The following is a 22586-nucleotide window of genomic DNA, read 5'->3' as shown; positions in this document are numbered from 1 at the left end:
TTAAAAAGCCAGGAATGACTTTGGATGGTTGCTCCCTTTATTTTTCGAGCGAGTGAATTGTGATTTACCAATGATTATAGTAAAATTGAACTATGAATAGTCACTGGAGGTGACAAGTGTGTCAGGGAATAATGATAAGACGATGTTTTTTGATTTTGGTCAAAATGGTCAAGAAGATATCAAACAAACATTAAAAACTGTTTATGAAGCACTAGAAGAAAAGGGATATAATCCCATTAACCAAATTGTTGGTTACCTTCTTTCAGGTGATCCAGCTTATATTCCACGGTTAAATGATGCGCGGAACCTTATTCGTCAGCATGAACGTGATGAAATTATTGAGGAGTTAGTACGGTCATATCTTAAAAATAATGGGGAAACCAAATGAGGTTATTAGGATTAGATGTTGGTTCGAAAACTGTTGGAATTGCGGTTAGTGATCCCCTTGGCTGGACCGCTCAAGCAGTTGAAATTATCCCTATTAATGAAGATGAAGAAATCTTCGGAATTGATCGGGTTGCTGAAATCGTTAAGCAAAAGCAAGTTGCGGGATTTGTTGTTGGTTTACCGAAAAATATGAATAACACTGAAGGTCCCCGTGTCGAGGCTTCGCACCATTATGGTGAATTGCTCAAGAAGCGTTTTCCATCAATTCCGGTTGATTTTCAGGATGAACGGTTAACAACAGTGGAGGCTCACCGGATGTTAGTTGAAGAGGCTGATATTTCGCGGGCTAAGCAGAAGAAGGTAATTGATGAAGTGGCTGCCACCTTTATTTTGCAAAGTTACTTAGATCGACACGGCAAACTTGTCCAAGTATTGAAATGAGGTAAAGATTAATGAGTGAGCAACAAAATACAGATGACCAAATGATCACTCTAGTTGATGAGAACGGTAATGAACAGCTTTTTAAGGAATTGTTTACGTTTGATTCAGATGATTGGGGAAAATCATATATTTTTATTTATCTAGCTGAACAAGAAAATGATGATTCAGTAGATATTCAGGCCTATATCATTGCTGATAACCAAGATGGTGATGGTGAAGACTTGGTACCGATTGAAGACGATAAAGAATGGGATATGGTTGAAGAAGTTTTAAATACTTTCTTGGATAATGATGGAAACTTTAAGGCTTAAAGCTAACTGTATTCTATAAAGGGCTGGGTGGTAACCTGGTCTTTTTTCGATCTTAAATATCTTAAATTTTGATCTTGCTTAGAGGGGAAGCATTAGAAGCGTGACAGTTACTGTTCATAGCTTCGTTTTTTATCTATGGAATAGAAGAAATATCATAGCATTTGGCCTCTTGATTACCTTTAACGGGGGATTGACGATTGATTCTTTCAACAATTATTTTATTACTACTGATAGTTAGCATTATTCGTGGCTATCGAAATGGCTTACTGTCAATGATTATTACGGGATTAACGTTCTTTATTAGTTATTTTGGTGCTAAGTTTTTAGCACCAGTAATTGGCGACTGGTTGACAAACTTTTTTCCTGAAATTAATCATGGGACAACAATTTCGGGAGAAGTCCTGGCGAGTTTAAACCTTAGCCAATTCTTTTATCGGGGGATCGCTTTTACTAGCTGTTTTATTATCTTAATGATAGTTATTCGACTCTTGTTACGACGGTTAAAATGGTTTGCAAAGCTACCGATTTTAGGAACAGTTGATCGCTGGATTGGTGCAATATTAGATTTTATTATTTGCTATGTAATTATTTTTATTTTACTAATGGTTTTTCAGTTATGTCCCGTTGGTTGGTGGCAAGTTCAGTTAGCAAATTCGGAAATTGCTCAACTAATGATTAAGGAGACACCATTTTTGACGCAGACACTTATTAATTTTTTAGGTTAGAAAGGAAAGAAAAGTGGATCAAAAAACAATTTCAACAATGGAATTTGATCAGGTTAAGCATGAGCTGGGACGCTATCTGGTCTCAGCAGCAGGTAAACACGAACTATCAACGTTAACACCATCAGCCGATCATGATCAAATTCAGTATTGGTTAGATGAAACAACCGATGGTGCTGATATCTTACGCTTAACGGGTAGTATTCCTATTCCAAAATTAAAAAATATTCAGCCTCAGTTAAAACGGTTACGAATCAATGCCAATTTAAACGGAACCGAACTTGCGCAAATTACTAAGGTCCTTCAGACTAGTATGAGTGTCAAAAACTTCTTTGCTGAGTTTAAGGAACAACAAAAAATTGAATTACGAGTAATTAATGAATCTGTTCAGCAACTAATAACAATTCCAACAATTACCAAACGGTTAATTCAATCAATTGATCCTGATGGTCGAGTCACAGACGAAGCCTCAACCAAACTTCATGGGATTCGGCAACTGATTAGCAAGACTGAAGCAGAGATACACCAACGGATGGAACGGTTTACCCAAGGGAAAAATGCCAAGTATTTGAGTGATGCAATTGTAACTGTCCGGAATGATCGATATGTTGTCCCAGTATTAGCACGTTACCGGAACAAGTTTGGCGGTGTCGTTCATGACCAAAGTGCAAGTGGGCAAACATTATATATTGAACCGGCCGCAGTTGTTGAGTATAATAACCGGCTGCGTCAGGCTCAAATAGAGGAAAAACAGGCCATTTTAGAAGTATTAGCGGAGTTATCAGCTCTTATTTCCCCATACCGAAGCGAGATTGCTGCAAATGCAAAAATCTTGGGGCACCTTGACTTTATCAATGCTAAGGCTCGTTTTGCCCGCGACCATAAGGATAGTTTGCCATTACTCAGTACGGATAATCAGGTAATTATTCGTCAGGCTCGACATCCTTTAATTGATCCGCAAAAAGTTGTTGCTAATGATATTAAAATCGGGGACGAATACCAGTCAATTGTAATTACCGGACCAAATACTGGTGGGAAGACAATTACCCTTAAAACTTTTGGCTTGATTCAAATGATGGGTCAGGCAGGGCTGTTCATTCCAGCCCAAGAGGGAAGTACGATTGCGGTCTTCGATAATATCTATGCGGACATTGGTGATGAGCAATCGCTTGAACAAAACCTGAGTACGTTTTCCGGTCATATGGAGAACGTGAAGTCGATTCTTGAACGAATTACTAGTCGAAGTTTAGTTCTTCTTGATGAACTAGGTGCCGGAACTGATCCTAAGGAAGGGGCCGCTCTTGCAATGTCCATTCTTGACTATATTGCAAGTAAGGGGAGTACCGTAGTGATCACGACTCACTATCCAGAGTTAAAGGTTTATGGCTATGATCGTCCGGAAACAATTAATGCTAGTATGGAATTTGATCAGGAGACCCTTAAGCCAACCTATCACCTTCTTCTAGGTATTCCTGGGCGCTCAAACGGGATTGAAATTGCTCAACGGCTAGGAATTAATCAAATGATCATTGATGAATCTAAGTCCCTAGTGAGTGAAGATAGTCAGGATCTTAACCAAATGATTGGGGAGTTAGTTGAACAACGGAAAGCTGCTCGTGAAGAAAAGGAACGGTTAGAGAAACTATTAGTAGCTAACCGTAAAAAGCAAACCGATTTAACAACTAAGTTAGAGCGATTTAACGAACAACGCGATTCGCTATTGGCAAAAGCGCGGAATGAAGCTAATCACGAAGTATCAGTGGCTAAGAAGAAAGCTGACCGGATTATCCACCACCTGCGTCAGTTAGAAATTAGTCAAGCCGGAAATGTTAAGGAAAATGAATTAATTGATGCACAAGGAGCATTAAATGCCCTTCACCGTGAAGGTCCGCGTTTGAAGAAAAATGCAGTACTGCGAAGAGCAAAGGAGAAGCACGATCTTCGCGTTGGGGATGCAGTCCTTGTTAAATCTTATGGTCAACAGGGCGAACTACTGTCGAAACGTGGTAAGCATAAGTGGGAAGTTCAAATTGGAATTCTTCGGATGGAAATTGACGAGAATGATCTTGAAAAAATTAGCCATAAGCAGTTACGAAAAGAAGAACGGGCAAAGGAAAAGGTTAGCTCTGGAGTTAGGACAACCCAAACTCGACAGACCAGTGCGCGGTTAGATCTTCGTGGTCATCGCTATGAACAGGCAATGAGTGAATTATCTGCTTTTATCGATCACGCATTATTGAATAACCTTTCAAGCGTAACAATCATCCATGGTAAAGGAACCGGTGCTTTACGGAAGGGAACTCAGGAGTATCTTCGGTCCAATCCGCGGGTAAAATCGTTTGATTATGCGGCACCAAATAATGGCGGTGATGGAGCAACAATTGTTAATTTATAAATACTTCTAAAAAGTAAGCATATTATCTGACAAGATCGTAAGAGTTTGATACACTATGAGTAAATCAATCGAGGAGGAATTTGATATGACTGTTAAAGTAACAACGGATCAAACCTTTGAACAAGATACTTCTACTGGTGTAAGCTTGACTGATTTTTGGGCAACTTGGTGCGGCCCATGTCGGATGCAGTCACCAGTAATTGAAAACTTATCTGCAGAAATGCCAAATGTTCACTTTACGAAGATGGATGTTGATCAAAATCGTCAGGTACCTCAAGAGTTTCAAATTATGAGTATTCCAACCTTGCTGATTAAGAAAGATGGTAAGGTAGTGGATAAAGTAGTGGGTTATCACTCAAAGGAGCAATTGAAGCAATTGCTTGAACAATATGAGAATGCTTAAGTGAAGTATTCATTTAAAGAAGTTTTTTGCTTACCCATTCCTAAATAAGTCTATTCGAATTTCCGTGATTAAACTCGGTAAGTCCGAAAAATAATAAAAAGTCGGCTGAGAAAAGATTTTCCTTTTTCTCAGCCGACTTTCTTTAGCTTTTAATTATCCTGCTTCTTATCGTTTGCGGATTGATGATTGTGAAGATCAAGGAACGTTATTAATTCTGTTCGTTCACTATCAGCTTTATTTTGTGGATCGTTTTTGACTTCGATGAAGATACAGTCCTTTTTTCGCTCACTAAGTTCAGCTTCAGCAACGGTCATTAATTGGAACTCAATTTCTTGGGCGATGAATCCAATTTCAAGACCAAAGGATGTCTGTTCGCCATTTTGCTTGATCCGCTCTTGAACAATGGGACCGCTTAGTTTCCATTGTTGACTAGTAGTGGTTTTCTTTTGTAGCGATAGTTCACCGAATCCCAATTGTCTGGTGATTAGTTGCAGATCCTCAAGCGAGCCAACGGGGAATTGCCTGGCGACATCTTTTCCAATCCAGTAAAGCATTTCATCGGTTTCTTTACCAAGAATTGCGGGGAGAATAACATCGCGAAGACTTCCGTTCATTAGTCCCCTGTGACTATTTAGCAGTGAATCATATAACTTTTGGCTCATTGATTAATACTCCTTTTGATAAATCACTACTATTATACTGAATAATTAGGGAAAAGACGGTGATTTTACTCGAAAACTTGCAAAAGATTTGAGAAAATTAAATAATATAGTTTCAAGGATTTCTAAAGAATGAGGTGCATAAAATGGATAATCGACCAATCGGGGTTATGGATTCAGGATTAGGAGGGCTTTCCGTTGTCCGGGTCATTCAACAAGAACTTCCAAATGAATCTGTTATTTTTGTTGGGGATGAAGGGCATTTTCCTTACGGTACTAAACCACAAGAGCTTGTTCGCCAACTTGTTTTAAGAATTGGCCGTTTTTTAGCAGCACAGCCAGTAAAATTAATGGTAATTGCCTGTAACACCGCCACGGCAGCTGCTTTATCAACGGTACAAAAAGAGTTGCCAATTCCAGTTATTGGCGTAATTAATCCTGGAGCAACTGCTGCAATTGAAAGTAAAGCAAAACGGATTGGTGTTATCGCAACTGAGTCAACTACTAAAGATGGTGCGTATGTACGTGAGTTACAGAAACTTGATCCTCACGTTAAGGTGATTAGTAAAGCAACACAACCGTTAGTAGCAATTGTTGAGCACGGTAAGACCGGAACCGTGGAAGCACAGAAAACAGTAGATCAACAATTAGCATCCTTTGATCAGGAACCAGTAGATGCGTTAATCTTAGGGTGTACTCACTTTCCATTTCTTACCCATGAGATTAATCAAAAAATGGGGAACAAAGTAAGGCTAATCGATCCCGCACTAGAAACAGTTAATCAAGTAAAAAAATTATTAACCACCGAGCACCGATTGGCACAACAAGCTGCCAGCTATCAGCTCTATTCTACTGGAGACCGTAATGATTTGATTGCTGGTGCGGATAAGTGGTTGCATGGTCAATATGATAGTTGTAATAATTTGAATTTAGAAGGAGACAATTAATGGATTCCCTAGTAATCGCAACTAAAAATCAAGGAAAAGCACGTGAATATCGTGAAATGTTTGCTCCCTACAACATTGATGTGAAAACGCTAGCTGATTTTTCAGTACCGATTAAGATCAATGAAAATGGGACAACCTTTTTAGAAAATGCCACAATTAAGGCACAAACTGTGATGGCAAGGCTGGGCGTCCCTGTAATGGCGGATGATTCAGGGCTAGTAGTTGATGCGCTGAATGGTGCTCCAGGAGTTCATTCAGCTCGTTATGCTGGTGACCATGATGATCAAGCAAATAATGAAAAGTTGCTTCGTGAATTAGCAGGAGTACCTCCAATGAAGCGGACAGCTCACTTTCATACTACGATTGTTGCTTTAAAACCAGATGGTGCTAAGTTAGTTGCTAATGGTCGAGTTGACGGACGAATCTTAACAAGTCCCCGTGGCAAAAATGGTTTCGGTTATGATCCATTATTCTATGTCGAAAAATTTGATTGTTCGATGGCAGAACTAACTGCTGAACAGAAAAATTCGATTAGTCATCGTGGACAGGCGTTAGAAGAATTTCTTCAACATTTTGCAGAATGGTGGAATAAATAATGAAGGCACTAATTGTTAGCGATAATCATGGTGATCAAAAAATCTTGAAGGATATCCAGGATCAGTTTGCTAAGCAGGTTGATGTTCTAATCCATTGCGGTGATTCTGAATTACCAAATGATTCTACCGAGATGACCCATTTTCAGGCAGTTAAGGGAAATAATGATTGGGGGTTAAATTACCCGCCACAGCTAACTTTGACGGTTAAAGACGTTAAATTCCTAGTTGTTCATGGTGATCGCGATCGGGTTAATTATTCATTAACACCGCTAATGCTTAAAGCCCAGTCACTTGGTGTACAAGTAGTTTGTTATGGTCATACTCACCAGTTAGCGGTCTCAATGGATGCAGGAACCCTCTTCATTAATCCTGGGAGCATTAGTCTTCCTCTTGGTGAATACTCACGAATTGGGGGCACATTTGCAATTGTAGGGATTACAAAGAAGCAATTTGTTGTTGATTACTATAACCGTAATTGTTCGCCAATTTCTGAATTACATTTTGAATTTAATCGTTCCTGAAATTAATTAAAGATGAAGGGTGGGCTAGTTAATGATTGAAGAACATCTCCAAAAGTTACTACTTCAGCGTCGGGGGAAATTTATGATTCCTGCAAGTTTGGTAGCAACGGTGAACGTTAATAACAGTCTTGATCATGCATTCTTAGTATTGACGAAGGATCGTTATGCGAAGATTATCGTGGTTGATAATGAAAATCATTATCGTGGTCAGCTGTCTTTAGCAATGATTACTGATCGGCTGTTAGAAACGGAGCAAATTAACGTTAATAAGCTGAATGAATTAACGGTTGCCGACGTAATGCAAACTAATACCCCTGTAATTCAGGATCCGTTTGATGTTGAAGAAAACCTTCGTTTAATGATTGATCAGTCATTTTTGGCGGTTGTTGATCGCCAAGATCAGTTTTGTGGGATTGTAACACGGCGAGAATTATTAAAGGCAGTTAGTTATACCTTGCATGAATTTGGAAAAAACTATGAGGTTATGTCCAAAAAACAGTTGGATAATAAATAGTAATATTTGGAAAAGAAGAGAGCGCAAAATAGGTCTCTAGAGTTTGAAATACCTTAAAATTGTTAGACAAACCTAACAATTTAAGATAATTCACTTTAGAGACCTATTGCATTATCTTTAGTTATTTGGATTTGGATTAGAATCATTAACCCAGCCTAGTGGAATTTTGTTTTTTCGTAATGCCTTTAAGTAATCTGAAAGAAAGCGGCTAGCAATTTTATCCTGAACACCGTTTTGAGTGGTAATTGTAACACGAAAAACTAGTTGACCACCGACATTAACGGGACCAACAATTACCGGTGTAGAACGAAGCTCAGGGATGGTGGCCACCAACTTTTTGTTTTCTGCACTAATAATTTCAGCAATTTTTTCTAATGGTGCCTTAGCAGAAATACGAATATCAACGTTAGCAACCATGTTATTTCGTGAAAAATTTTGCACGGTTGTAATATTTCGATTTGGAATGTAGTTAAGTGTTCCATCACTACTTGTAATTTGGGTCGTCCGAAGCCCGAGCGCGGTGACTGTTCCTTTGATTGAATCAACCTTTACAACATCACCAACGTCTAGCTGCTGTTCTAAAAGAATGAAGAAACCGGTAACCATATCACTGACAAATCCTTGAGCACCTAGCCCTAAAGCAATACTAAAGATTCCGGCTCCAGCAATTAATGTCCCGACTGGAACACCAATTTCCGATAAAATGGCGTAGAGTAGAAAAAAGTAACAGGTATAACGATAGATGTTTAGGGTAAGGGCATGGATAGTAGCAACCCGGTTACTTGATTGGAGAAATTTAACATGGTTTGATTCAACGAATAAGTGATCGATAATTAACCGTCCTAACCAGAGTAGGACACAAAATAATAAAAGGGTAACCACGATTAAGAGTAATCGACTGAAAAAATGTTGTGAAATTTCATGCCATGATAAATCAGTAAAAACTTTAGTAACTTGTTGGACTTGCTTGTTAAGCACCGAATTCATTATTTTCCTCCTTAAAAAGACTTATTTTATTGTACAAGCCATTGGATCAATTGTCGAATGGGAGTTAGGTATGCTATTCTACTAATGTGGGTAGAATTATCGAGATTTCTTGATAGGAAGGGGATAAATAATGACAATTGGTGAATTAGCTGGTCTTATTGCAGCAATTGCATTTGTTATTTTGGTTATTTTTGCTTGCATTTCACTTAGTCGAGTAAGTAAAGTTCTTAAGGAGACTAATGAATCAGTTAAAGTCTTATCGGATGATGTTGATACTTTGAGCAAAGAAACCGAAAAGCTGCTAGGAAATACTAATAGTTTATTGGAAGATTTGAATAAGAAATCTATTGAACTTGATCCGGCAGTGAAAGCAGTTGCTGATGTTGGTCAAAGCGTTTCAAATGTTAACGAAGCGGTTAATAACTTTGTTGAACGTCATGAAGAACGCCAAAGTAAATTTTCTGGACTTACTAAATTGGCAACTCAAGCTGTTGCCATGAGCGCATGGCGAAAAATACGTCAACACCGACAAACAAAAAAGGCAAAGGAGATGGATGAATAATGAGTAAGAATTTATTATTAGGAACCATCCTTGGTGGTGCCGCTACTTATGTTGTATGGAAGTGTTTATCTGATAAGCAAAAGAATGATATTAAGAAAAATGTTAATTCATATGTAAATGAAGTTGCTGACGCTTCCACTGACTATGCATTAAATGCTCTTGATATTATTGATGAGAAGCTAGCTGAACATGACGCAAGTGAAAAGTTAGATGATTTAAGCAGTCGTTTTAGCAAGACAGCAGATAAGGTTAAGAGCAAGGCAAACCACGTAGTTGATCACTTTACCAATGATGATTTTGATAAGGAAACGGCAGAAATTCGGCAACAACTTGCTAAAAGCGCCGATCCTGATATTATCATTGATGCTACAAGCCAGACCGATGCAGCAGCTAAACCAGACACTCAAGATTCTAAGGATGCCTCAGCTGAAGAAAGTAAAACTGATAAGGATTAGCCAGTGGCTTTTAAATTTAACGAAGAATTAATTAGCAATAAAGGTGATTAAGACTGATGATATCAAGAAGTGATGTTGTCGGCCTTTTTAGATCTGATAATTCTGCATAATTAATTAATTGAGATTTTAAAATTTTTTTATGATAACGTTTGCCAAAAGAATATTGATCTGCTATATTAATGTGGTTATGAAAAAATATGAAAACAAATAAAAACAGTAAAGAAAGGGCTATCAATATGGAGAAACAAGCAGTTACCATTTATACTGTAGCGCGAGAAGCACGAGTCTCAATGGCTACCGTTTCACGGGTGGTAAATGGGAACCCAAACGTTAAGCCGGAAACTCGTCAAAAGGTTCTTGATGTTATTAAAAAGTTAAACTATCGGCCTAATGCCGTTGCTCGTGGTTTAGCTTCAAAGAAGACAACAACGGTTGGGGTAATCATTCCTAGTGTTACTAACCCCTACTTTGCCGAACTTGCCTTAGGAATTGATGATATTGCAACCATGTACAAGTACAATATTATCTTAACTAATTCAGACTTTAACGACGATAAGATTCTAAAGGTTGCTCGTGGCTTGCTTGCAAAGCAGGTTGATGGGATTATCTTCATGGGTCATGATATGTCTGCTGAGTTACAGCAAGAATTTGCAGCTTCTAATACTCCGGTAGTTGTTGCTGGCTCTATTGTTAACGATGATAAGCTTGCTACAGTTCGGATTGACTACCAGAACGCTGCTAAAGAAGCAACAAACTATCTGTTAGATCATAACGATGATCGAGTTGCCTTTGTTGTTAGTTCCCTTGACTACTCAATTAACTCTAAGTACCGGTTGGCCGGATATAAAGAGGCATTGGCAGAACATGGGATCCCATTTGAATCTAAATACGTAATTGAAACAAACGGTGATTATAATCGTGCTTATCAACAAGCTGATCACTTAATTGAGCAGGGAATTAAAGCTGCTTACGTTAGTGATGATGATTTAGCTGCCGGGCTCTTAAATGGCTTAACTGATAATGGGGTTAAAGTTCCCGATGATTTTGAAATTGTTACCTCGAATGATACAACATATGCCAAGATCACTCGGCCAACTTTAACTTCGATTACACAACCCCTTTATGATATTGGTGCAATTTCAATGCGCCTCTTAACGAAAATGATGGATGGCGAGGTTAGTGACACTGACGATGTAATTCTTGATCACGGAATTATTGAACGGCAATCCACGCGACGGGGTTAATAAGATCGTGGAAACGCGAAGTGCAATTCGGCGTAAACAGCAAAAATCGCTAAGTAGTGGTTCGGAACAGCCACACCGTCATCCGCTAGTGATTGTTTGGGGGACAATTTTAGTTGTCTTGTTAATGCTTTCGTTAATTTTAAACCAAACACTCCTGAATGCGCGGTTTGTTAACCACGAAATTTCTCGCTCAAACTTATCCTCAACGGTAATGGAAACCGTGAACAGTAACCTATCGCAGTATGGAATATCAACGACGGCTTTATCCGATAAGGAAGCAAATAAACTTGTTACTCAAGCTGTTGATCAGGTTTATTCAGAAAAAGAGATTAACCTTAACTTGCAACCAGTAATAAATAATGTTGGCAACTCAGCCTCACAAACAGCTGCAAGGTATGGAATATCTGCTGAGGTTACTGATTCAATGACCGCTGGTGTTAGCGATGAAGTTGCGAATGCAATTAATAGTCAGTTAAATACTTCACAGGTTAAGCAATTTACTAGTGTGATCTCAATTGCTAAAACGGTTGATCATGTAATTGCCTTAATTTCCGTAATCGGCTTAGGAATTATGGCCCTAGTTGCGGTTTTGAGGAAGTATTTTATTCGCTCGTTTTCGTGGGTTGGCTTGTGGAGTTCGTTAATTACTTATGCTTTAATCCTTGGTCTGGGAGCACTTATCAACCAGATCGGTAGTAATTATCCGGATTTTAGCTCCTTTACAGCTCAATTAGGGACGGATTTCCATTCTCAAGCAATTAGTTCTTGGTTAGTTATCCTAATATTCACGGTTATTTTATTTGGTTGGCGAATAGTTAGGGGAGTCCTAAAAAGACGGTGGCCTTGAATTTCAGAAGGAGATCTGCTAAAATCTACCTGTTTATCACATTAATTAAGAAAAGAGGAGTCAGTAATGTCAGGACATTCAAAATGGCATAACATTCAGGGACGGAAAAACGCCCAAGATGCTAAGCGTGGTAAGATTTTCCAAAAGATTTCACGTGACTTATACCAAGCAGCTAAAGCAGGTGACCCTGATCCAGCGAACAACGCTCAATTACGTTTGGTAATTGATAAGGCCCACGCTGCTAACATGCCAAAGAAGAACATTGATCGGGCAATTGCTAAGGCTTCTGGTATTGGTGGCGCGAAGTTTGAAGAAGTTACCTATGAAGGTTACGCTCCAGGTGGTGTTGCCGTAATGGTATCTGCCTTGACTGATAACAAGAACCGGACTGCTTCAGCGGTACGTTCAGCATTTACCCATGCAGGCGGTTCACTTGGCGCTAGCGGTTCAGTTTCATACATGTTTGACCGGAAAGGATTAATTGAAGTCCTTCGTGATGGTCTTGATAAGAGTGAAGATGATATGTTAATGGATGCACTTGATGCGGGTGCAGATGACATGAAGGCAACTGACGAAAAGTTCCAAATCTTCACAGATCCAAGTAATATGACTAGTGTTCGTGATGCCTTGCAAGAAAAGGGTTACGAGTTAGATACTGCTGAAGTAACCATGATTCCACAAAACCGGACTGCAGTTCCAGAAGATAAGGTTAAGCAATATAATCACCTTATTGACGAATTAACTGCTAATGATGATGTTGCGGATATCTATGAAGCTGGTCAGCTACCAGAAGATGCTGAATAGTAGTAATAAAGAGATTGGTATTCCCAATCTCTTTATTACTTTAAATAATTTCTTAATTTAATATGGGCTGTAGAGAAAAAGTCGACGATCAAGATTGAGAAGAGAAAATCTTGATCGTTTTTTCTTTTAAAAAATAGAATTTGAATTAAATTCCGTTCTTTTATATTGGAGGTGACTAAATGGAAAAGTTTCGAAAACTAATAAATAATGCGATTGAAAACCGGAGTTCTGATCTATTCATTCTTCCCTACCAGAATCGTTACCGGATCCTAACCTGTGTTCAAGGTAAAAAAAGTGTGGTTGAGGAATTAACGGCAAATGAGGGACATCAGATGATCGCCTACTTTAAATACCGCGGCAATATGATTATGAGTGAACATCGTCGTCCGCAAATTGGAGCACTCAAATGGTGGATTAGCCGTAATGAAGCAATTGATATGCGCTTATCGACTGTCGGAAATTATCAAGCGCAAGAATCAATGGTTATTCGTTTTATTTATTCATTAAAAGACATTAATTACCGGGTAAATCGACCGGAACAGTGGAACCTGATCACCAAATTAACTCAGTCACGTGGCTTAATATTATTTGCGGGACCAATGGGATCGGGAAAAACAACGACAATGTACCGGTTGGCTAAGGAACTTGCAAAGGAAGAACTTGTGATGACGATTGAAGATCCCGTAGAAATTGAGGAAGCAACATTTTTGCAGTTACAGGTCAATGATAAAGCGGCAATGGGATATCAAGAGTTATTAAAAGTTGGTTTACGGCATCGTCCAGATGACTTTGTTATTGGTGAGATTCGTGATCGGGAAACGGCAAAGCTAGCGATTCAAGCGGCTCTTAGTGGACACCTTGTCTTAGCAACGGTCCATGCAGCAAATGCTTACGGAGTAGTTGCCAGGATGCAACAATTAGGAATTGAAAAATATTATCTTCATCAAGGATTAACGGGAATTTGTTATCAGAGATTGCTTCCTCTCTGTGATGGAGCGGCTGTTTTATTTGATGTATTGAGTGGAAAAGAATTATCGACGGTAATTGAAGAACAAAAAATGCAAGGGATGAGTAATGCTTGGCGGCAACAACTCAAAAAATTACGAGAAGAAGGGAGAATCACGGTAGCAAACTATGAAAAACTTAAAAACGGGTAAATTTAATTATCGTGCTCAAGCAGAGTGGTTATTATTAGTTGCTGACTTATTAAAAAGCGGCTTCTCCCTACGCCATGCGGTTGAGTTTTCAGGAGCAATCTTAAAAAGATACCAATTTATTTTTCAGGAAATCAATTTGGCAATGCAAGATGGAAAATCATTTGCAGAGTGCTTAAAACCGCATATAAAGACAAATTTATATTACCAATTACTTTTTGCAGAACAGCACGGAAGCTTAGAAGAATGTTTGCAAGAAATTGGTAAGCTGATGCTCCATCAAGAAAAGCAACGACAAAAATTAATGACGTTATTGCAATACCCATTAATCTTACTGGGATTATTGGTAAGTTTAATGGTGACATTAAAAATGTTCATTTTTCCTGAACTATCTCAATGGGGAACGGTAAATCCACAAAATAAGACTGATTATTACTTGTTAGAAGTAGTTGCCTATCTTAGTGGGGGAATATTAGCTGGAAGCCTTTTAGTAGGACTACGGTGGCTGAAATTAGATCAGTTGCAAAGGATCAATACATTATGTTCATTACCGGTAATCGGCAAATGCTATCAACTGTTTTACGGCTACTATGTGGTTACCAATCTTGCAATGATGATTCGCCATGGATTAACGATTAAAGAAATTTGCGCAATTGTTAGCGAAGGTGCTGAGCAAAGCTTCTTATCAATACTAGGAAATCTTACAAAAAATGCGGTTAATCAAGGACACGGATTAACAGAACCGTTTAAGCGTGCACGATTTCTGCCAGGAGAACTTAAAATAATTGTAGCAAAGGGATCGACCTTATCAGATCTAGGTAGTGATTTAACAGCCTTAGCTAATATTTTGTTTACTCGCTTAACTAGACGAATTGAGCGCTTATTAGCACTTATTCAGCCAATTATTTTTAGCATAATTGCGTTAATTATTATTGGACTTTATTTACGACTATTATTGCCGATTTATCATTCAGTGCAGGGGGTAATTTAATGTTACGAAAGCGAGAAGCATTTACTTTATTAGAAATGTCAATTGTCCTTTTTATTATTAGTTTGTTAATTTTGATCGTTTTGCCTAATTTAACGGCTCAACGAAAAAGTGCTAAAAGGATTCACCGTGATGCAATGGTTTCGGTTGTGCAGACCCAAGTTGATGAATACGCAAATGATGGTGGTAATGAGAATGTTAGTTTAGAAGAACTAAGGGATGCCAAGTACTTGACGGCTGCCCAAGTAAAGAAAGCTCATGAGCAACACATTGTAATTGTGGACGGAAAGGTTATTAAGCGGTGAAAAAAGAGGCTTTTACCATGCTTGAAGCAATTATTGTTTTGATATTAACTGCTATAATCATTACCTTTTCTTTTCCTAACTTGACGCGTAGTCGACAGGTAGTAGTGGAACACGAATTTTGGAATGATTTTCGTCAATCATGGCAAGCGGCCCAGGTTCGCCCCAAAACTAAACACATTGAAACAATAGTGACTTTTGACCCCGTAAGTTATCAAATAGAATTTGATTGGCGCGAACAACGCAAGCTGGTTAAAGACAAGCTGGACATACCAGAAACCATCCTTGTTAGAAAATTTGATGACTTTAAAATACACGAAAATGGCTATACAAAGCCACGGACGCAGGAGTTTCAATCGTCAATTAATGGGCGGAAATATTTAATGCGAATTCAGTTAGCTTGGGGAGGGTATCGGATTGAAGAGAAATAAGCACTATGCATTTGTTTTAGCGGACAGTTTAATTGCGTTGACGATTATTTCCTTAGGGATCACGTTTACCTTAATTTGTCATCAGTGCCTGGTACGTCAATCTAAAAAACAATGCATTGATTTAGCAGCATATAGAATTGCTAAGGAAGCTACTGATGAATTAATAACGACTCACCGGCCGGTTTATATAAGACGTGACAAGCTTAGTGCGGTTACTTCTGAAGAGAAAGTAATAGTATCCCTTGGTGGTCAAACAATTTTAGAGGTTAGAAAATGATAAGGGAAAAGGGCTTTACCCTATTAGAGTGCTTAATTGCATTGATGATTATGGCGTTGATTACTACCCTGGTCTCACTTCAGATAAGAGTTATTAAATCGACTACTGTTAAATCGAGTAATCAGCCTCTTGATTGGTATGTTTGTTTGACAGAGTTGGAATCCACTGATCATCAATTTATACTTGAGCGGGTTGAACGACAAAAATTATGGTTAACAAGCCAGCATTCCGGATTAACGTATGAATTACATGCAACGGATCGTTTATACCTGAGTCGTGAAAATTGTGGTGGCTATTTGCTACTTTTTGATGATATAAAGCCAGGATCAGTAATGTTTAGTAAGTTAGCTGGCTCACGAGTTGCAGTAAAGGCGCAACGCAAAAATGGACAAACGATATTAGGAGTAGTGAGGTTCTATGAAAAAACGAACTATCAGAATGAGGGCGGGGTATGCAATATTAATTAGTCTGATTTTATTGGTGCTTTCAACTGGAGTGGTAGTGTTTGAATTTCAGTATCAAAAAAATCAATTGGCAGTTAATCGTGAATTAATGTTAAAACTACAGGATCAAATTAGAGAAAACTTAAAGGGAGCAGATGATTATGCAAAGGAAAAAGTTCACAATTTTAAGAACAAATAAGGTGATTTTAGCTTAAATGGTTAAATAATGTTCGTTAGTAAAGCGTTACCTTGAATTTAATAGACAGAATCGTTAAACTTAAAGATGATTGTAATGTAATGGAGGTGACCTACACTGTCACAGCAATCAGTTCAAAAACTATTTGAGTTGTTTGATCAGGGAACGATGCTTTTACAATCTGCATTAAATTGTTCCTACTTAGACGCAATGCTAGAGAATGCAGAGAATATTATTGATGACAATACTGTTCGGGTAGAGGATGGCGTTCCTGATAAGGAGACTCAAGAAAAACTGAAGAAGATCTACCAGCAACTTGATCTTCAAAATGTTAAAGCAGAGGCAATTCGTCAATTAATTCAGTTAAGCTTTTTGAAAGTTATTCGAAAAGATGCAATTCAAGCAAACCACCAAATGACGCCTGATACAATTGGCCTTTTGATGGCATTCTTGATCGAAAAGGTGACTCAAAGCACAAAGCTTGAAACAATTTTTGATCCCGCAGTTGGGACAGCTAATTTATTAACGACTGTTATTAACCAGCTTGATAAAGATGAACATAATAATATTAAAGGTTTTGGGATTGACAATGATGATTCAATGCTTAGTGTCGCCAGTGTCAACGTTGCGTTGCAGCATGCTAATGTGGATTTATTCCATCAAGATTCCGTTAGCGCTTTAGATATTCCACAGTGTGATTTAGCAGTTAGTGATTTACCAATTGGTTATTACCCGCTTGATAACAATACTAAGGATTATCAGACGCGTGCGAAAGATGGGCACTCGTATGTTCATCACCTGTTAATTGAACAATCGATGAATTATTTAAAACCAGGTAGCTTTGGCGTTTTTCTTGTTCCAAGTAGTTTATTTCAAACGAAGGAAACTGAAGGATTTGTTAAGTGGATTCATTCAGTTGCTTATCTTCAAGGATTCGTTAATTTGCCAAGTGAATTATTTGCTAACCCAGCTGCACAAAAATCAATTTTACTATTGCAGCGTCATGGAGGAAACGGTAAACAAGCCGCCAAAGTTCTCCTTGGCGAATTTCCATCATTTAAGGATCAAAAAAACTTTGCTCGTTTTATGCAGGAAATTAATGATTGGGTTGCAACAAATATTAAAAAATAAAGGGGACGGTTATCATATGTCAAAGACAATTGCAGTTAATGCCGGAAGTTCAACACTAAAGTTTAAGCTATTTGATATGCCAAGTGAGGATGTCGTTGCTGAAGGAACAATTGAACGAATTGGCGAAAAGATGGGCCATGCTAAGATTAAGTATGGTGATGGTCAAAAGCATGAGGAAGAACGGGTCTTTGCCGATCACGGTACTGCTGTTAAGTACCTATTGGATCAATTAATCAGTCTCAAGATTGTTAAAAGCTATGATGAGATTACTGCTGTTGGTCACCGGGTTGTTGCCGGTGGTGAATACTTTAAGGATTCTGCAGTAATTACTGATGATGTAATTGCCAAGATTGATAGTTTGGCTGAGTATGCTCCATTACATGATCCAGCTGAATTAGTCGGAATTAAGGAATTCCGTAAGGTGCTGCCAAATGCATTTGCAGTTGCTGTATTTGATACTTCATTCCATGTAAATATGCCAAAGAAGAATGCTCTTTATAGTGTTCCTTATGAATGGTACGAAAAGTATGGTGCCCGGAAGTATGGTGCTCATGGTACTAGTCACCGTTATGTTGCTGGACGGGCTGCTGAAATGCTTGGCAAGCCACTTGAAGATCTGAAATTAATCACAATGCATATTGGGGCGGGTGCTTCAATTACTGCTGTTAAGGATGGTAAGTCATACGATACTTCTATGGGCTTTTCACCATTGGCTGGGATTACAATGGCAACCCGTTCAGGGGATGTAGATCCTTCCTTGGTTGAATTTATGCAAGAAAAGTTAGGTAAGACTGCACCAGAAATGATTGATATTTTAAACCATGAGTCTGGGGTTAAGGGAATTTCTGGTATTTCCCCAGATATGCGTGATATTCTTGCTGCAGCTGACAAGGGTGATAAGCGTGCCCAATTGACCATTGATATTTATGTAAACCGAATTGTTCGTTATGTTGGTGCCTACATTGCAGAAATGGGCGGAGCAGATGCAATTGTCTTCACTGCCGGTGTTGGTGAAAATAGTGTTCCAATTCGGAAGATGGTTACCGATAAGCTGGCATACTTCGGAATTAAGATTGATCAGGAAAAGAATAATTGTCATGGTGTTGAACGGGATCTTTCAACACCGGACGCTAAGATTAAGACGTTATTAATTCCAACTAACGAAGAATTAATGATCGTTCGGGATATTGAACGCTTGAAGAAGCAAAGCAAGTAATTTATTATAAAAACCGATAGTTGGGGAAGACCTTTTGCCCTAACTATCGGTTTGTTTTTATTTAAATTTGAATAAGGGGTGAAGAGAATGCAATTTGTTACGGCTGATACTCACTTCTTAGATGAGCATTTATTAGGAATTGATGATTTCGCACCACGGCCTTTCCTGACGGTTGATCAAATGGATCAAACGATTATTAAAAATTGGAATGAACGAGTTAGTGAGGATGATATTGTTTATCACCTTGGCGATATTGCAGTTTATTTTGCTAAGCCGCAGACTAAAGCGTATGAAAAAGTTTTTCAAATTCTTAACTCATTAAATGGTCATTTAGTATTAATCAAAGGAAATCATGACAGTAGAGGATTATTTAAATACTTAGCTAAAAACAACTATTTTTTTAATGGAAAGCCCAAGTTTGATTTTCATGATGTTGGCGTATTGCTGAAATACGATCATCGTCAGTATTACCTAACTCATTATCCTTTGATGTTGGGAATAGCACCGCAAATTATTAATCTTCATGGTCATATTCATCATTATGCAGTTCCGGCGAAGGAAAACATTAATGTTGGGATTGATTCACCAGAATTTGATTATTTATTGCCTGAAAAAATACCATTTGGCGCACCACTTAGCTTTAGTCAAATCGAAAAGCTAATCAATGGTAAGACAGATGACTTTGCCAAGCGACGTTAAGAACGTGGTATTATGATAATTAGTAATTTTAAGTTTTAAATGAAACGAGGTGAAAAAATGAATCGTGCAAAAATTCAGGAGTATATTGATCAACGCGAAGAGCAACGAGTCGATTTATATCATTACGAGGAACAATCTGAAAATGATTTCCTTCTCAATGGTCACCAGTATAAATTATTAAAAAATTATCGTGAAGGATTCGATGGTGAGCAATTAGCTAATCGTTTTAGCAATGTTCTAAATAAGTATGACTATATTGTTGGTGATTGGGGTTACGATCAGTTACGCTTGAAGGGCTTTTACGATCTAGATAATCCACTATTTCGACCTGAACAGGGAGTTGAGACGATTGAAGACTACTTGTACGAAGATTGTAATTTTGGTTGCCCATACTTTATCGTTCAAAACTGTGATATTCGCCTGCCTAAACGACGTAATCGGCGACACCGAAAAGAACATTCTCCGGCAATTAGGGAGCGGCGTCGGAAACTTAACCAACCAGAGCCACGGAAGCGTCGTCGCCAATCAGCAAAACGAGTTAAAGTTGGTAATCACCAACAAAAATTTGTTATCCATCAACGGGTAAAGAGGAATCAAAATGAAAAATAATTATCAAGGATATTTTATCGATCTTGATGGGACAATGTACAAAGGAACTAAGCGGATCCCAGCTGCGGCAAGGTTTATTAAGCGCCTTCAAGAGGCAGGTAAGCAAATTTTATTTGTAACCAATAACAGTACGAGGTCACCAGAGTTTGTCGCTAATAACTTAACTATTAACCACGATATTCATGTAAATAGCGATAACGTTTATACGACTGCCCTCGCGACTGCTGATTATTTAGATCAAATTGCAGGAGAGAAACGACGGGTGTACGTAGTTGGTGAAAGTGGTCTACGAAATGCGCTTACTAATCGTCATTTTACTATTACAGATACATCACCAGACTATGTGGTTGTAGGATTAGATTCAGAGGTAACGTATGACAAGTTAGCAACTGCCGTTTTACTAATTCGAGCAGGAGCAACGTTTGTTGGAACCAACTCAGATAGTAATTTGCCAAATCAGCGGGGAATGGTTCCTGGAGCAGGCTCCTTAGTGAAATTAGTAGAATACGCTACCCAAAAGCAACCAATTATGATTGGCAAGCCAGAAAAAATTATAATGGCAATGGCGCTGAAGAAAAGCGGCCTTAATAAAGAGCAGGTTGTGATGGTCGGCGATAACTACAATACGGATATTAAAGCGGCAATTAATTTTGGAATTGATAGTTTATTAGTATATTCAGGTTTATCTACAAAATCAGAGGTTAGCAAGGAAGCTATTCAACCGACTCATCAAGTTGATAGTTTGGATGATTGGCAGGTTGAGCGATGAAAATAGGACTAAAGAGCATCCTGGAGGTGTTAGTATATTTCTTTGCAGCTGCTTCTATTGCAGTAATCATTACGACAAACATCTCGATTAATTTATTGTGCCCATTTGCCGTTAACGGATTGAACTGGGGAGAAATTATGAGTGATTATCGTCGCTTAATAATTTATCTTCAGTCCCCAATAGCTAATCAGTTAACTTTTCATTATTTACCGATTAGTAACAATGCAATTGAACATTTTTCAATGGTACGGTACTTCTTGATAGTTAATGAAGGAGTATGCTTTGTCAGTTGGGGATTAGTTATTAGCAAAATCAAACAGGAAAAAAAGCGAAGCCAGCTGATAACGTTGGTTTCGCTTATTGATTATCTATATCTTGGATTGTTAATATTTAGCGGGTTAGCGGCAATTGACTTTGGGAGAACATTTATTTCGTTCCATTACTTACTATTTAGTGATAATAAGTGGATCTTTAATCCGCAGACTGACCCAATCATTATGGGGATGCCACCAATTTTCTTTTTGAAATTATTCGGTATTTGGCTGGTAGTTACTGTTGCGATTCTTAGTTGGTTGCGGTTTTATAATCGGCAAAAATTATTTAGCGGTAAATTTAGATTTTAGATAGCTGACCACTGCTGGTATTAACGTAACGACAATGATGGCAATAATAATTACTGAGAAGTGTTCCTGAACGAATGGAAGATTGCCAAAGAAATAGCCAGCTGCACAACAAATGGTTACCCAGGAAAGACAGCCAATGACGCTGTAACGAATAAATTTCCTGTAAGGGAATCCAGAACCAGCTGCTGCAAATGGAGCAAACGTTCTAATTATTGGCATGTAGCGGGCAAGAATGATTGCCGGAGCGCCATGCTTTTCAAAGAACTGCTCAGCTTTTGTAAGACTATCTTTATCAATTAATTTTCCAAATAATGAATGGTTAGATAGTCCTTTGCCAATTCGGTGGCCAATATAAAAGTTTAGTGAATCACCAAGAAGGCAGGCAACAAGGAAAACAAAAACAAATATCCAAATATTAAGGTGATATTGTGCGTTAGCTGCTAGAGCACTTGCTGCAAATAGTAGTGAGTCACCGGGGAGAAATGGAAGAATCACTGCACCAGTTTCGATAAAGATGATCGCAAAGAGAATAAGGTAGGTTGAATCACCAAAGTTATTTACGATCTGAATAAGGTGAGTATCAATATGTAAAACAAAATCAATTAATGTTGAAATCATTGACTAGCTCCTTTTAAAAATTCACAATACTTAGTAAGTTTATCAACCGTTGTTAACTTTGTGAAGTGCAATTTAAAGGCTTTGTTAAAGCTTAATAATGACTAAAATAATATTGCAAAATATTTTTTAGAAATTCTGTTGACATAGTATTAAGAACAAGGTATAGTAATTAACGTTGTCTGCGAGGCAATGATTTCTATCAAATGTTGATTGAAATTAATTGTTGACTTAAGCGAGACAACATGATATATTATAAAAGTTGCTTGTTAAAAAGTATGACAGCTAGTTAAAATATTAAAATTAGTTGTTGACATTACAAAGAGCATCTGATATAA

General features: G+C 38.1%; 30 protein-coding genes. 27 read left to right on the top strand and 3 right to left on the bottom strand.

Annotated elements, in window-relative coordinates:
• Positions 1-142: 142 nt before the first annotated feature.
• From PRK60_RS06040 to trxA, 6 genes are all read left to right on the top strand, one after another.
• Positions 143-388 carry an IreB family regulatory phosphoprotein gene (locus PRK60_RS06040; protein WP_102169422.1) on the top strand — a complete coding sequence of 82 codons (246 nt, stop codon included), beginning with the start codon at positions 143-145 and terminating at the stop codon, positions 386-388.
• On the top strand, positions 385-828 hold the full coding sequence (ruvX, locus tag PRK60_RS06035) for a Holliday junction resolvase RuvX (protein ID WP_102169399.1): 444 nt from the start codon (positions 385-387) through the stop codon (positions 826-828). Before PRK60_RS06040 ends, ruvX begins: the two co-directional genes overlap by 4 nt.
• A gap of 11 nt (positions 829-839) precedes the next feature.
• Positions 840-1139, top strand: coding sequence for a DUF1292 domain-containing protein (locus tag PRK60_RS06030; protein WP_273645763.1), 300 nt, complete (start codon positions 840-842; stop codon positions 1137-1139).
• 197 nt (positions 1140-1336) lie between these two features.
• Positions 1337-1864 (top strand): CvpA family protein, encoded by a 528-nt coding sequence (locus tag PRK60_RS06025; protein WP_102169400.1) that lies wholly within the window; start codon positions 1337-1339, stop codon positions 1862-1864.
• Positions 1865-1877: 13 nt separating this feature from the next.
• The gene (locus PRK60_RS06020; RefSeq protein ID WP_273645762.1) at positions 1878-4256 is read left to right on the top strand and encodes an endonuclease MutS2; all 2379 of its coding nucleotides are present in this window, start codon (positions 1878-1880) and stop codon (positions 4254-4256) included.
• A gap of 85 nt (positions 4257-4341) precedes the next feature.
• Entirely contained in the window at positions 4342-4659 is a 318-nt protein-coding gene (trxA, locus tag PRK60_RS06015; RefSeq protein ID WP_040531681.1) for a thioredoxin, read from the top strand.
• Positions 4660-4808: 149 nt separating this feature from the next.
• Here the strand turns inward: trxA and PRK60_RS06010 are convergent, their stop codons facing one another.
• Positions 4809-5321 carry a DUF2507 domain-containing protein gene (locus tag PRK60_RS06010; protein ID WP_102169402.1) on the bottom strand — a complete coding sequence of 171 codons (513 nt, stop codon included), beginning with the start codon at positions 5319-5321 and terminating at the stop codon, positions 4809-4811.
• Between the two features lie 143 nt (positions 5322-5464).
• Between PRK60_RS06010 and murI the strand changes: the two genes are divergently transcribed.
• The 4 genes from murI to cbpB are packed head-to-tail and all read left to right on the top strand — an operon-like array spanning position 5465 to position 7896.
• Positions 5465-6265: a glutamate racemase gene (murI, locus tag PRK60_RS06005; RefSeq protein WP_216972392.1), complete on the top strand. Its 801-nt coding sequence runs from the start codon at positions 5465-5467 to the stop codon at positions 6263-6265.
• Positions 6265-6861 (top strand): XTP/dITP diphosphatase, encoded by a 597-nt coding sequence (locus PRK60_RS06000; protein WP_102169404.1) that lies wholly within the window; start codon positions 6265-6267, stop codon positions 6859-6861. The genes murI and PRK60_RS06000 overlap by 1 nt, the downstream gene beginning before the upstream one ends.
• Positions 6861-7382 (top strand): metallophosphoesterase, encoded by a 522-nt coding sequence (locus PRK60_RS05995; RefSeq protein WP_102169405.1) that lies wholly within the window; start codon positions 6861-6863, stop codon positions 7380-7382. The genes PRK60_RS06000 and PRK60_RS05995 overlap by 1 nt, the downstream gene beginning before the upstream one ends.
• Before the next feature lie 31 nt (positions 7383-7413).
• Positions 7414-7896, top strand: coding sequence for a cyclic-di-AMP-binding protein CbpB (cbpB, locus tag PRK60_RS05990; protein WP_102169406.1), 483 nt, complete (start codon positions 7414-7416; stop codon positions 7894-7896).
• A 117-nt stretch (positions 7897-8013) separates the two neighbouring features.
• Here cbpB and PRK60_RS05985 read toward each other — a convergent pair whose 3' ends face one another.
• Complete coding sequence (locus PRK60_RS05985; protein ID WP_102169407.1) at positions 8014-8883, bottom strand: mechanosensitive ion channel family protein; 870 nt, start codon at positions 8881-8883, stop codon at positions 8014-8016.
• Between the two features lie 130 nt (positions 8884-9013).
• Between PRK60_RS05985 and PRK60_RS05980 the strand changes: the two genes are divergently transcribed.
• The 17 genes from PRK60_RS05980 (at position 9014) to PRK60_RS05900 (ending at position 21633) form a co-directional block, all read left to right on the top strand.
• Positions 9014-9445, top strand: a complete 432-nt coding sequence (locus tag PRK60_RS05980; RefSeq protein WP_102169408.1) for a DUF948 domain-containing protein — start codon at positions 9014-9016, stop codon at positions 9443-9445.
• The gene (locus tag PRK60_RS05975; protein ID WP_102169409.1) at positions 9445-9900 is read left to right on the top strand and encodes a hypothetical protein; all 456 of its coding nucleotides are present in this window, start codon (positions 9445-9447) and stop codon (positions 9898-9900) included. The genes PRK60_RS05980 and PRK60_RS05975 overlap by 1 nt, the downstream gene beginning before the upstream one ends.
• Before the next feature lie 236 nt (positions 9901-10136).
• Entirely contained in the window at positions 10137-11144 is a 1008-nt protein-coding gene (gene ccpA / locus PRK60_RS05970; RefSeq protein WP_102169410.1) for a catabolite control protein A, read from the top strand.
• Positions 11145-11151: 7 nt separating this feature from the next.
• On the top strand, positions 11152-11991 hold the full coding sequence (locus PRK60_RS05965) for a hypothetical protein (protein WP_273645761.1): 840 nt from the start codon (positions 11152-11154) through the stop codon (positions 11989-11991).
• 66 nt (positions 11992-12057) lie between these two features.
• The gene (locus PRK60_RS05960; RefSeq protein WP_102169412.1) at positions 12058-12795 is read left to right on the top strand and encodes a YebC/PmpR family DNA-binding transcriptional regulator; all 738 of its coding nucleotides are present in this window, start codon (positions 12058-12060) and stop codon (positions 12793-12795) included.
• Between the two features lie 179 nt (positions 12796-12974).
• On the top strand, positions 12975-13952 hold the full coding sequence (comGA, locus tag PRK60_RS05955) for a competence type IV pilus ATPase ComGA (RefSeq protein ID WP_273645760.1): 978 nt from the start codon (positions 12975-12977) through the stop codon (positions 13950-13952).
• Positions 13930-14940 (top strand): type II secretion system F family protein, encoded by a 1011-nt coding sequence (locus PRK60_RS05950; RefSeq protein WP_273645759.1) that lies wholly within the window; start codon positions 13930-13932, stop codon positions 14938-14940. Before comGA ends, PRK60_RS05950 begins: the two co-directional genes overlap by 23 nt.
• Positions 14940-15242: a competence type IV pilus major pilin ComGC gene (gene comGC / locus PRK60_RS05945; RefSeq protein ID WP_102169415.1), complete on the top strand. Its 303-nt coding sequence runs from the start codon at positions 14940-14942 to the stop codon at positions 15240-15242. The genes PRK60_RS05950 and comGC overlap by 1 nt, the downstream gene beginning before the upstream one ends.
• 17 nt (positions 15243-15259) lie before the next feature.
• Positions 15260-15670 (top strand): hypothetical protein, encoded by a 411-nt coding sequence (locus tag PRK60_RS05940; protein WP_102169416.1) that lies wholly within the window; start codon positions 15260-15262, stop codon positions 15668-15670.
• Entirely contained in the window at positions 15657-15947 is a 291-nt protein-coding gene (locus PRK60_RS05935; protein ID WP_102169417.1) for a hypothetical protein, read from the top strand. Before PRK60_RS05940 ends, PRK60_RS05935 begins: the two co-directional genes overlap by 14 nt.
• Positions 15944-16414 carry a prepilin-type N-terminal cleavage/methylation domain-containing protein gene (locus PRK60_RS05930; RefSeq protein WP_148444643.1) on the top strand — a complete coding sequence of 157 codons (471 nt, stop codon included), beginning with the start codon at positions 15944-15946 and terminating at the stop codon, positions 16412-16414. The genes PRK60_RS05935 and PRK60_RS05930 overlap by 4 nt, the downstream gene beginning before the upstream one ends.
• A gap of 340 nt (positions 16415-16754) precedes the next feature.
• On the top strand, positions 16755-17717 hold the full coding sequence (locus tag PRK60_RS05925) for a class I SAM-dependent methyltransferase (RefSeq protein WP_392391021.1): 963 nt from the start codon (positions 16755-16757) through the stop codon (positions 17715-17717).
• Between the two features lie 16 nt (positions 17718-17733).
• Positions 17734-18933, top strand: coding sequence for an acetate/propionate family kinase (locus PRK60_RS05920; RefSeq protein WP_191913271.1), 1200 nt, complete (start codon positions 17734-17736; stop codon positions 18931-18933).
• Between the two features lie 87 nt (positions 18934-19020).
• On the top strand, positions 19021-19632 hold the full coding sequence (locus PRK60_RS05915; protein ID WP_178695441.1) for a metallophosphoesterase: 612 nt from the start codon (positions 19021-19023) through the stop codon (positions 19630-19632).
• 57 nt (positions 19633-19689) lie between these two features.
• Positions 19690-20241 (top strand): YutD family protein, encoded by a 552-nt coding sequence (locus tag PRK60_RS05910; RefSeq protein WP_178695439.1) that lies wholly within the window; start codon positions 19690-19692, stop codon positions 20239-20241.
• Positions 20231-21010 (top strand): TIGR01457 family HAD-type hydrolase, encoded by a 780-nt coding sequence (locus PRK60_RS05905; RefSeq protein ID WP_102169580.1) that lies wholly within the window; start codon positions 20231-20233, stop codon positions 21008-21010. Before PRK60_RS05910 ends, PRK60_RS05905 begins: the two co-directional genes overlap by 11 nt.
• A complete protein-coding gene (locus tag PRK60_RS05900) occupies positions 21007-21633 on the top strand; it encodes a TIGR01906 family membrane protein (RefSeq protein WP_102169581.1) in 627 nt (208 codons plus the stop codon). Before PRK60_RS05905 ends, PRK60_RS05900 begins: the two co-directional genes overlap by 4 nt.
• Here the strand turns inward: PRK60_RS05900 and PRK60_RS05895 are convergent.
• Positions 21607-22248 carry a VTT domain-containing protein gene (locus tag PRK60_RS05895; RefSeq protein WP_102169582.1) on the bottom strand — a complete coding sequence of 214 codons (642 nt, stop codon included), beginning with the start codon at positions 22246-22248 and terminating at the stop codon, positions 21607-21609. The genes PRK60_RS05900 and PRK60_RS05895 overlap by 27 nt on opposite strands.
• Positions 22249-22586 lie beyond the last annotated feature (338 nt).

Source organism: Limosilactobacillus portuensis, assembly GCF_028607025.1.
Lineage (GTDB): Bacteria > Bacillota > Bacilli > Lactobacillales > Lactobacillaceae > Limosilactobacillus > Limosilactobacillus portuensis.
The sequence above is the reverse complement of the archived record's forward strand: the minus strand, read 5'-3'. Positions and strand labels throughout refer to the sequence as shown.